At 72.4% G+C, this 11346-nt stretch carries 6 protein-coding genes; all 6 read right to left on the bottom strand.

Translation table 11 applies throughout. The features are described 5' to 3' along the window. Window positions 1-35: 35 nt before the first annotated feature. The 6 genes from NZH93_RS13420 to NZH93_RS13445 all read right to left on the bottom strand — a co-directional run bounded on the left by NZH93_RS13420 (window position 36) and on the right by NZH93_RS13445 (window position 11329). On the bottom strand, window positions 36-1511 hold the full coding sequence (locus tag NZH93_RS13420) for a tryptophan 7-halogenase (RefSeq protein ID WP_259623367.1): 1476 nt from the start codon (window positions 1509-1511) through the stop codon (window positions 36-38). Between the two features lie 102 nt (window positions 1512-1613). Next, window positions 1614-2834, bottom strand: coding sequence for a cytochrome P450 (locus tag NZH93_RS13425; protein ID WP_259623368.1), 1221 nt, complete (start codon window positions 2832-2834; stop codon window positions 1614-1616). 164 nt (window positions 2835-2998) lie between these two features. Further along, complete coding sequence (locus tag NZH93_RS50660) at window positions 2999-4195, bottom strand: cytochrome P450 (protein WP_259623369.1); 1197 nt, start codon at window positions 4193-4195, stop codon at window positions 2999-3001. Between the two features lie 46 nt (window positions 4196-4241). Beyond that, window positions 4242-5387, bottom strand: coding sequence for a cytochrome P450 (locus NZH93_RS13435; protein ID WP_259623572.1), 1146 nt, complete (start codon window positions 5385-5387; stop codon window positions 4242-4244). A gap of 162 nt (window positions 5388-5549) precedes the next feature. Continuing rightward, window positions 5550-5759: an MbtH family protein gene (locus NZH93_RS13440; protein ID WP_259623370.1), complete on the bottom strand. Its 210-nt coding sequence runs from the start codon at window positions 5757-5759 to the stop codon at window positions 5550-5552. After that, window positions 5756-11329 carry a non-ribosomal peptide synthetase gene (locus tag NZH93_RS13445; RefSeq protein ID WP_259623371.1) on the bottom strand — a complete coding sequence of 1858 codons (5574 nt, stop codon included), beginning with the start codon at window positions 11327-11329 and terminating at the stop codon, window positions 5756-5758. The genes NZH93_RS13440 and NZH93_RS13445 overlap by 4 nt, the downstream gene beginning before the upstream one ends. Window positions 11330-11346 lie beyond the last annotated feature (17 nt).

Here is an 11346-nt window from a genome sequence, read left to right on the forward strand (position 1 = left end):
TCAGCGCACCGGGGCCAGCGCCCGGCGCGGAGGCGTCATGCCGGGTGGTAGGGCAGCCACCTCATCCCGTCGGGCGAGGTCACCAGCCCGTTGGGGAACAGCGGCAGCTCCGGCTCGGCGTCCTGGCCGAGCAGCGCCCTCATCTGCACCTGGCCCGCCTCCTGCATGGCCTGCTTCACCACGTGCGACTTGAACATCGGCACCATGTTGTCCCCGTCGCCGCCCGCCATCTCGTCCACGGCCGCGGCGAACTCCGCGCTGCGCTCGGCGATCCGGTCCGCCGCCGTCAGCGCCGTCTCACCGGACGACACCCCGCCGATCAGCTCCACGAAGGACTCGATGTCGGTGTTCTGGTTCCGCGTGACCTTCTTGGCCTGCCAGAAGTACGACTCCTCGTTCACGTTCATCTGGTAGAAGGACACGAGGAACTCGTAGAACACGCCGTACTCGCGGCGGTAGCGCGCCTCGAACTCGGTCAGCACGGTCTTCTCGTCGAGCTCGCCCGCCAGCACGCTGTTGATCGACCGGGCCGCGAGCAGCGCGCTGTAGGTCGCCAGGTGCACCCCGGAGGAGAACACCGGGTCGACGAAGCACGCCGCGTCGCCGACCAGGACCATCCCCGGCCGCCAGAAGGTCGTCTGCTGGTAGGAGTAGTCCTTGCGGACCCGCAGCTCCCCGTACTTGCCGGTCGTCACCCTGGTCGCGTCCGCGAGGTACTCCGAGATCAGCGGGCACTCGGCGATCAGGGCGTTGAGCGCCTTCTCCTGATCACCCTGGATCTTGTCGGCGTCCTCCCGCCGCACGACCGCGCCGACGCTCGTCAGCGTGTCGCTCAGCGGGATGTACCAGAACCAGCCGCTGTCGAAGGCGACGCTCAGGATGTTGCCGGAAACCGGTGCGGGCAGGCGCTTCCCGCCCTCGAAGTAGCCGAACAGCGCCAGGCTGCGGAAGAACTCCGAGTAGTTCCGCTTGCCGCCGACCTTGGAGTGCAGGCGGCTCTTGTTGCCCGACGCGTCGATCACGAAGCGGGACGACACCTCGCGCTCGGTGCCGTCGGGGTCGGTGTAGCGCAGACCCGTGACGCGCTCGCCGTCCTCCACCACGTCGACGACCGAGCACCCCTCCCGCACGACCACGCCCTTGCGCTTGGCGTTGTTCAACAGGATCTCGTCGAACCGCGCCCGCTCGACCTGGTAGGCGTGCGACGTCGAGCCCGCCATCTTGGCCGAGATGCCGAAGTGGAACGTCCACGGCTCCGGCCGCGCGCCCCAGCGGAACGTGCCGCCCCGCTTCACCGGGAACCCGGCGGCGGCCAGCTCGTCGGAGACGCCGAGCATCCGGCACACCCCGTGCACCGTGGCGGGCAGCAGCGACTCACCGATCTGGTACCGGGGGAAGACCTCCTTCTCCAGCAACAGCACCCGGTGCCCCTGCATGGCCACCAGCGAGGCCACGGTCGAACCACCCGGTCCGCCACCGGCAACCACGACGTCGAACTCTTCCACCGACATGTCCCACCAATCCTCGATCAGTTGTCACCCCGCCGCGGCCGATCCGGGGCAGCGCGAAGCGCCCGTGCGGGCGAAAGCCGTTCGGGAGCACCTTCCGGCCCGCTACCAGGTGACGGGCACCCGGTCCGGGCAGTCGACGAACGCCTTGCGGTACTTCACTTCCTCCACCGGTACCGCGAGGCGCAGGCCGGGGAACCGCCGCCACAGGGACTGGTAGGCCATGCGCAGCATGGACCGCGCCAGCGCCGCGCCCACGCAGAAGTGGATCCCGTGCCCGAAGCCGACGTCGGAGACCGGATCGCGGTTCGCGTCCAGGACGTTGGCGTTCGGCGTCAACGCCTCGTCCCTGTTGGCCATGAGCACCGAGCACATGACGTAGTCACCCGCCTTGACCACCTGGCCGTCGACGACCACGTCCCGGAGTGCTAGACGCGGGTTCGGTCCCTGCACGGGTGACAGGTAGCGCACCAGTTCGACGACCACGCGGTCGGCCTTCTCGGGGCCGTCGAAGAGCAGCGGGATCTGGTCCGGGCTGTCCAGGAGCGCGAGGACCCCGAAGCCGATCATCCCCGCGACGGTCTCGACACCGCCGAGGACGAGCGCCGTGCACAGGCCCTTCAGCTCCTCGTCCGTGATGTCGTCGCCGTGGTCCCGCACGAGCGTGCCGAGCAGCCCGTCGTCGGGGTTCCGGCGCAGCCGCAGCAGGAGGCTGTCCAGGTACCGGTTGAACGCCGCGCTGTCGGCGGCCCTCGCCTTGAGCCCCCGCCCCAGGTCGACGTTCCGCCTGACGCGCCGGACGAACTCGCGCCGGTCGTCGCGCGGGATGCCGAGGAGTTCACAAAGGACACCCGCGCCGACCGGGTCGGCGAACAGCCCCTGGAGGTCGGCGGACGGGCCCGCGGCCTCCAGCGCGTCGAGCCGGTCGTCGACGAGGACCTGGATCGCGGGCTCCATCCGGCGGATCCGCCGGACCGTGAACTCCGGCGTCAGCATCCGCCGCAGGCGGGTGTGCTCCGGCGGGTCGTAGGTGGAGATCTGCCCGACGAACTGGGACTCCACGTGGCCGCCCGACGCACCCCGTGTCATCTGCGGCCGGGTCGTGAAGTTCTCGTGGTCGCCCAGGATCCGGCGCACGACGTCGTAGCCGTGGGCCTGCCAGACGTAGTCCCTGCCCAGTTGCGCGGACGCCTCGCCGACCACGCGCACCAGCGGGCCGTGCGTCCTGAGGTCGAAGTTGTCCTGGTGCGGATCGCAGTTGGTCCGCAACTGGAAGTTCGCCGGCTCCGGCAGGAGTGGCGCGACCTGATCGATAGCGTGCCCCATGTCGAGTGGAAGCTCCTTCATCGACGGGAGTGACGTCCTTCTGGCTTTACCGAACCGAATGCGCCGACGCCCCAGTCTCATCCGGTACCGGGCGGGAGGTCCAGCGCCCCGCGTGGACATCGGGGAGCGGCTCGGACGTCACCGGTCCGCGGCTTCCCGGCCGGTCACCAGGCGACCAGCAGGCTGGTCAACCCGTACGCCGGGGTGGTCAGCCGGTAGCTGTCCTCCGCGGCGGGATCCGCCAGCCTCAGCGCGGGGAAACGCCGCCACAGCGCCGTGTAGACCGCTCTGAGTTCGAGGCGGGCCAGCGCGGCCCCGATGCAGTGGTGGATGCCGTGCCCGAACGCGACGTGCGGAACGGGCTCGCGCGTGACGTCGAGGCGGTCCGGTTCCGGCACCAGCGCGGGATCGCGGTTGGCCGCGGGGAGGGAGCAGATGACGCTCTCCCCCTCCTTGATCACCTGGTCGCCGACGACGACGTCCTCCAGTGCGATCCGGGGTGTCGGGGCGTAGGGGACCGTCAGGTACCGGATCAGCTCGTCGACCGCCCGCTGCGCCGACTGCTCGTCGGCCCGCAGCGCGGCGATCTGCTCGGGGTGCCGCAGCAGCGCCAGCACTCCCAGCCCGATCATGCCGGAGATGTTGTCGTCGCCCGCCAGCATCACCTGAACGCAGAAGCCCCTCAGCTCCTCGTCCGTCGCCGCGTCGCCGTACTCGGCGACGACGGCGCCGATCAGCCCCTCACCGGGGTCCTTCCGCTCCCTGGCGATCATCGCCAGCAGGTAGCGGGAGAACGCCTCACCCGCCGCGGCCCGCCTCTTCTGGCTCCGGGTGGCGTCGAGGTGCCCGTGGCACAACTGCGTGAACATGGCCCGGTCGTCGCGAGGCACGCCGATCAGCTCGCACAGCACGGCCCCCGGCACCTCGTCGGCGACGAGCTCGACCACGTCCGCCGGCGATCCCTCCCGCTCCATGACGTCGAGGCGGTCGCTCACGATCCGGTCGATGTACGGCTGGAGGCGCTGCATCTTGCGCAGGGTGAACCCCGCCGTCAGCTTCTGCCGCAGCCGCGTGTGCTCCGGCTGGTCGTAGTCCATCAGGTTGCCGACCAGCTCGCGCGGCCGGAAGATGCCCTCCCCGCCGATGCCGTCCCGCCGGTCCCAGCGCCGTCGGGTGCTGAACCTCTGGTGGTCGCCCATCACCTGCCGCACGGCGGCGTGCGTGGTGGCCATCCAACTGGTCACGGCGTCCGCCCCGGTCCCGACGGTGACCTTCGTCAGCGCCCCGGCGGCGAGCAGTTCGTCCGCCGGGTCGAGGCCGTGCCTGCGGATGTGGACCGGGCGCGGGTCGTCGCCGCTCACCGGGACTCCTCCCCTACCAACATCGTTCTCTCCTCCGGGTCCGGCGTTACCAGTCGAGCAGCAGGGCTTCCACGTCGAACGGCGGCGGCCCCAGGGTGATCTCGCGGTCCGGGTCGGCCAGCCGCAGCGCGGGGAAGCGGTGCGCCAGCGCCGGGATGGCCACCCGGAACACCATCTCCGCCAGTGGACGGCCGAGGCAGTGGTGGATGCCGTGCCCGAACGCGACGTGCGCGGGCCTCTCACGGGTGATGTCGAACCGGTCCTCCGGTCCGGGGAAGTGCCTGCGGTTCGCGCCCAGGAAGGACGGTGTGACGGTGTCGCCCGCCTTGATGGGGCAGCCGCCGACCTCCACGTCCTCCAGCGCGATGCGCGGAGTGGTCTTCTCGTCGCTGGTGAGGTACCGCACCACCTCGTCCAGCCAGTCCGGGACGGTGTCGGGTTCGTCCCGCAGCACGGCGAACTGCTCGGGCTCCTCGACCATCAGCCACGCGCCCGCCGCGAGGAACCGGGCCACCTGGTCCCCGCCTGCCCCCATGACGAACGAGGCCACGCCGATCAGCTCCGCGTCGGTGATCTCGTCGCCGTGCTCGCGCACCACGACGCCGAACAGGTCGTCGCCGGGATCGCGGCGCGTGCGGGTCACGACCTGGTTCATGTACGTCCAGAACTTGTTCCCCGCCGCCACGCGCCGCTTGCCCGACCGCTCGGCCCGGCTGGCGTGCAGCGCGCGCGACAGCTCCGCCTGGTCGTCGCGGGGGATGCCCAGGAAGTCGCAGGTGACCGTCGTCGCGATGGCCCACCCGAACCGCGGGACGAAGTCGACCGGGCCGCCGGTGGACTCGATGGCGTCCAGGGTGGCGTCGACGATCTTCTCGACCTGCGGCCGGAACCCCTGGATGCGCCGGATCGCGAACGGCGGCATGACCATCCGCCGCAGGCGGGTGTGCTCGGGCGGGTCGTACTGGGTGAGGAAGCCGGGGAACGTGAACCCGGCCCCGGTCCCGCCGAACAGCAGCTTGGCGCTGAACTTGTCCGAGCCGAGGACCTGGCGGATCTCGTCGTACCCGGTGGCGATCCACGCGGTCCGGCCCTCGGGCGCGTCCTCGACGCCCAGCACGCTCACCGGCCCCATGGCCATCAGGGCGTGGAGCTGCGGCACCGGGTCGAACCGGTCCCGCCGGTGCACCGCCATGCCCAGCTCGACGTTGATCTCCTCGAACGTGCCTCGGACGACGTCGTTCTCCTCGACCACTGCGCGGGTCCTTTCCCCTCAACCGGTCGGCGGGCACGCGGACCGGTTGGACGAGCGGCGGGCTCGTCCAACCGTCCGCGTTGAGCGGCTGGACACCTCCGGTCAGGCGCCGATCTCCTGCACGAGGCTCTTCGGCCGGAGGTCCGTCCAGTGCTCCTCGACGTACGCGAGGCACTCCTGGCGGGTGGCCTCGCCGTGCACGCGGGTCCAGCCGCCGGGCACCTCGGCGAAGGTCGGCCAGAGGGAGTGCTGGCCCTCTTCGTTGACCAGCACGAAAAAGGAACCGTCCTCGTTGTCGAACGGGTTGCTCATCGTTGTGTCCTCTCGGAGTCCGGCCGCGGCCGGAGCTTCTCGGCGACGATGGCCCCAATCTGGGCCAACGCGGCGGGTTGCACCATGTCGTAGTGGTTGGACGGGATCTCGTGCGGCTCGACGGTCCCGGTGGTGAAGTCTGCCCAGGCGGTCGTCGCCACCGGCACGGGCAGGTGTTCCGGACGGTCCACTGTGGCCACGAAGAGCAGGATGTCGCCCGCGAAGGGCGACGCGGTGTGACGCGGCCCGATCTCCCAGAGGTTGCGCATGACCGCTTCGAGGCGCGACCGGGCGCCCGCTCCCCTGACCAGTTGGCCCGCGAGTTCCAGGTCCTGCTCGTTGCGCTTGCGCAGCGCCTCCTCCTCGCTCGCGGCGCCGGTGGTCTTCCGTCCCATGTAGACGGGGTAGGCGTCGAGCAGCGCCAGCAGTCCGACCTCCTCACCCTCCGCCTCGAGCGACGACGCGATGACCTGGGCGATGCGCCCACCGAGGGACCAGCCCAGGAGGTGGTACGGCCCGGCAGGCTGCACGGCGCGGATCTGCGCGAGGTAGTCGGCGGCCATCTCCTCGACGCTGCCCGGCAGCGGTTCGGTGCGGGCCAGTCCGCGCGCCTGCACGCCGTACACCGGCTGCCCCGGCGGAAGGTAGCGCAGCAGCGGCTCGTAGTTCCAGCTCAGTCCACCGCTCGCGTGGACGCAGAACAGCGGCGGTCGGTCGCCCTCGACGCGCAGCGGCAGCAGGACCTCGTAGTCGCCCGTCCTCACCGAGGCGCTCGACCGCCGCCGCTCGCCCACGACGACCAGTTCCTTGGCGGAGGTCTTCCTGGCGAGCAGACCCGTGCGCAGCATCCGGTGCCCCGGAGTCCCGAACGGGCAGGGCACGGTCGCACCGGCCGCGTCCACCGCCTGGCCGGTGACGTAGAGGTCGCCGACGGCCCCCGGCGCGACGGGGCGCAGGCGGTCGTCGAGCAGGAGCGCGCCGAGCGGGCCCTTGGCGGCCAGGTCGGCGACCACCGGGGGCACGGCCCCGGACCACCGCGCGGGCGCGATGGGCGGACGACGGCGTTCGGCGTCGTCCAGGAAGACGTCGAGGTCGCTGATCCGCAGTCCGGGGTTCTCCGCGACCTGTTCCAGGACGCGGACCAGCCGCCGGGCCACCGACTCGGCCGTGTCCCGGTCGAACAGGTCGGCGGCGTAGCGGAGGGTGCCCTCGATGCCGTCCGGCTCGTCGTCGTCATCGAGGCGTTCGGCGAGCCGGAACGCGAGGTCCAGCTCGACGGCCTCGACCCCGCCGGGTTCGACCTCGGTGCGCAGGGCGGGCAGCTCCGTCGCGTCCCACGTGGCCAGGTCCTCCTCCAGCACCTGGAGCCCCACCTGGAACACGGGGTGCCGGGAGAGCGAGGCGGGCAGGTCCAGCAGCTCGGCGACCCGCTCGAACGGCACGTCCAGGTGCTCCCGCGCGGCCTGGGCCACCTCCTGAACCCTGGTGACGACCTCCAGGAACGTCGGGTCGTCCGACACGTCGGTGCGCAGGGCGACCGGCCGGGAGAACGGTCCGATCATCGGCTCCAGGTCGATCAGGTCCTCGTCGCGCGGCAGCGTCGTGCCGACCACCAGGTCGTGGCCCGACCCGACCGCGGCCAGGAGCATGACCAGCGCGGCGTGCACCGCCTGGAACGGGTCAGCGCCCGCGGGCTCCACCGCCGCCGCCAACCGGGCGTGCGGGCCCGCGTCCAGCCGCAGGTCGACCGCGTCGACCCGGCGCGACGGGACCGCGGGCCGCGGGCGGTCGAACGGCAGCACCGTCTCCGCGTCGACGCCCGCCAGGGTGTCCCGCCAGAAGACGACCTGCTCGTTGACGAGGCCGCCCTGCTCGCGCTCGTCCTCCAGCAGCCGCCGCTCCCAGAGCGCGTAGTCGGCGAACTGCAACGCCAGCGGCGCGCGTTCCGGGGCCCGGCCCTCACGCCGGGCGCCGTACGCGGCAGCCAGGTCGCGGAGGAACACGTCCGTCGAGTCGTCGTCGGCGAGGATCCGGTGCACCGCCAGGTGCAGCACGTGCTCCTTCTCCGAGAGCCGGAAGACGTCGCACCGCCACGGCACCTCGCGGGTGAGGTCGAACGTCCGCGCGCGGCGTTCGTCGAGCGCGCCGGGGAGGTCCTCCTCGGTGACCGGGATCGGCTCCACCTCGACCACCAGCGCGTCGTGGACGAGCTGGTGAACGCTCTGCGCGTCGCCGGGGAAGCTCGTGCGGAGGATCTCGTGCCGCGCCGCGACGTCGCCGAGCGCCGCCGCCAGCGCGGGCACGTCCAACCGGCCGGTCAGGCGCAGCGCGACCGAGACGTGCAGGCCCGCGGCCTCCTCACCGGACCCCGCAGACAGCCAGGCGCGGAGCTGGCGGGCGGTCAGGGGCAGCCGGTCCGGCCGCTCGACGGCCTCCAGCGCGGGGCGCGACTTCGCGGCGAGCACCCTGGCGACACCCGCGGGTGTCGGCGAGGAGAAGAGCTGCCGGATGGGCATGTCCACGCCGAGTTCCTCGCGGATGCGCGCGATGAGCCGCATGGCCAGCGCCGAACTGCCGCCGAGGTCGTGGAAGGCGTCGTCCACACCAACCCGGTCGACGCCGAGGATCTCGGAGAACAGCGAGCACAGGACCTTCTCGGTCTCGCTCACGGGCACGTCGCCCGACGCGCTGCCCGCGATGTCCGGCGCGGGCAGGGCCCGCCGGTCCACCTTGCCGTTGGGCGTGACGGGCAGGCCGGGCAGTGCGACGACCGCCAGGGGGACCATGTACGCGGGCAGGACCAGCGCCAGCCCGCGCCGGATCTCCTCCGGGCCCCCGTCGCCGCCGTCGGAGACGAAGTAGCCGATCAGGCGCTTCTCCCCCGGCTGGTCCTCCCGCACCAGCACGACCGCCTCGACCACACCGGGCTGGGCCGCCAGCGCGGCCTCCACCTCGCCCAGCTCCACCCGGTAGCCGCGGATCTTCACCTGCTCGTCGGTGCGCCCGAGGAACACCACCTCGCCGTCGCGGGTCCAGCGCGCCAGGTCGCCGGTGCGGTACATGCGCTCACCGGCGAGGAACGGGCACGCCACGAACCGGTCGGCCGTCAGGCCGGGGCTGTCGAGGTACCCGCGCGCCAGCCCGGTGCCCGCGATGTACAGCTCACCCGCCACGCCCGGCGGGACCGGTCGCAGGAAGGCGTCGAGGACGTAGACCCTGCGGTTCGCCATGGGGTGGCCGACCGGCAGCTCCCGGTCGACCACGTCACCGGGCTCGATCGGCAGCCACGTCGCGCACAGGGTGGTCTCGGTCGGTCCGTAGGTGTTGCGCACCCGCAGGCCGGGCTGGGCCCGGCGCAGGTTCTCCACGGACTGCGCGGGGACCACGTCACCGCCGGTCCCGATCTCGACCAGGCCCTCGAAGCACTCCGGAGACGTCTCCGCCAGCGCGCGGAAGGTGCCCGCGGTGAGGTGGACGGCGGTCGCGCCCCGGCGCACGGCCTGCCGCACGCCGTCCGCGTCCAGCACGCCCGGCTCGGTCAGCAGGACCCGGCCGCCCGTCACGAGCGGCACCCACATCGCGTAGAGCGAGGGGTCGAAGACGTGCGTCGCGTGCATCAGCACGCCGTCGTCGGGACCGATCTCCCAGCCGGCGTCACCCGCCAGGCCCGCCACGGCCCCGTGCGGGATCGCCACGCCCTTCGGGAGGCCGGTGGACCCCGACGTGTACATCACGTACGCCAGGTCGTCCGCGGACAGCCGGACCTCCGGGGCCGCGGCCGAGCACGCGTTGACGTCCGCGCGCGTCTGCGGCGCGTCGAGGACCAGGGCGTCCTCCGGCGCGACCCCGCTGGTGGCCTCGGCGCACAGGACGGTGGAGACCCCGGAGTCGTCGAGGATGAACGCGATCCGCTCGGCCGGGTACTCGACGTCCACCGGGACGTACGCGGCGCCCGCCTTCCAGATCGCCAGGAACGCGATCAGCAGGTCGGGCGACCTCTCCACGGCCACGCCGACGCGGTCGCCGCGGCCGACACCCCGCGCGGCGAGGTGGTGGGCCAGCCGGTTCGACGCCCGGTCGACCTCGGCGTAGGTCAGGTCGGCGCCCGCCGCGTCGGTGATCGCCACGGCGTCCGGCGCGGCGGCCACCCGGTCGGCGAACATCCCGACGACGGACTCCCCCGGCACCGGGGCCGCGGTCGCGTTGAACTCGTCCACGACCAGGGCGCGCTCGGCCTCGCTGACCAGGGTCAGGCGGCCGACGAGGACGTCCGGCTCGGCGACCAGCCGCTCCAGGACGCGGGCCAGCGCGCCGACGACCGAGTCGGCCGCCTGCCGGTCGAAGAGGCCGCGGTCGTGGTCGAGGATCAGCGGCATCCGCTCGCCGGGACCGGTGATCAGGGTGAGCGGGTAGTGCGAGGAGTTGCGCCCCCGCTTCACCGGGATCAGGGTCAGGCCGCTGTCGCGCGCCTGGCCCAACCCCTTGCGGGGGAAGTTCTCGTAGATGACCAGCGTGTCGAAGACCGCTCCGGGGCCGACGACGGCCTGCACCTCCTGCAAACCGAGGTGCTGGTGGGCCATCAGCGCCGACTGGTCGCGCTGCACCTCGGCGAACAGGTCCAGCGCCCGCCGCCCGCCGTCGAGCCGGACGCGCACCGGCAGGGTGTTGAGGAGCTGGCCGACCATCGCCTCCACCCCGGCCAGGTCGGCGGGCCGCCCCGACGCGGTCGCGCCGAACACGACGTCGTCGCGGCCCGCGAGCTGCGACAGCACGACGGCCCACGCGCCCTGCACGACGGTGTTGAGCGTCAGGTCGTGGCCGCGCGCCAACCGGGCCAGGTCCTCCGTCAGCTCCTCGGTCAGCTCGACCACCACCGTGTCGATGTCCGGCACGCGGGTCGGGTCGGCCGGGGCGACCGTGGTGGGCGTGTCCAGGCCTGCCAGCTCCTCCCGCCAGGCCGCCCTGGCCACCTCCTTGTCCTGCCTGCCCAGCCACGCCAGGTAGTCCCGGTAGGACACGGTGGGCGGGAGCGCGGACGCATCGCCGCCCGCCGCGTAGATGGCGGCCAGCTCGCGGTGGATGATCGGCATCGACCAGCCGTCGGTGAGCACGTGGTGCAGGGTGTGCACGAGCCGGTGGCTCTCCGGGCCCAGCCGGACCAGGTGCAGCTTCATCAGCGGCGCCGCCTCGATGCGCAGCCGCTCGGCCACCTCGGCCGCCGCCAGCCGGTCCACCTCGCCGTCGGCGATGGCGGCGGGCAGCCCCGAGAGGTCCGTCTCGCGCCAGGGGATCTCGGCGTCCCGCGCGATGACCTGCACCATCTGCGCGCCGCTCACGTGCCGGAAGCAGGCCCGCAGCGCGGCGTGCCGGTCCACGAGCGCCTGCCACGACGCCCTGAGCCGCCCGGCGTCCAGCGGGCCGTCGATGCCGTAGACGGTCTGCACGGTGTAGGTGTCGGGCCCGTCGTGGTCGAGGGCCGTGTGGTAGAGCATCCCTTGCTGCAACGGCGAAAGAGGCCAGACGTCCTCCACGCTGGAGCGGCGCTTCGCGCGGGTGTCGTCAACGGTCACAATCTGCTCCTTACGGC

Source organism: Umezawaea endophytica, assembly GCF_025061645.1.
Lineage (GTDB): Bacteria > Actinomycetota > Actinomycetes > Mycobacteriales > Pseudonocardiaceae > Umezawaea > Umezawaea endophytica.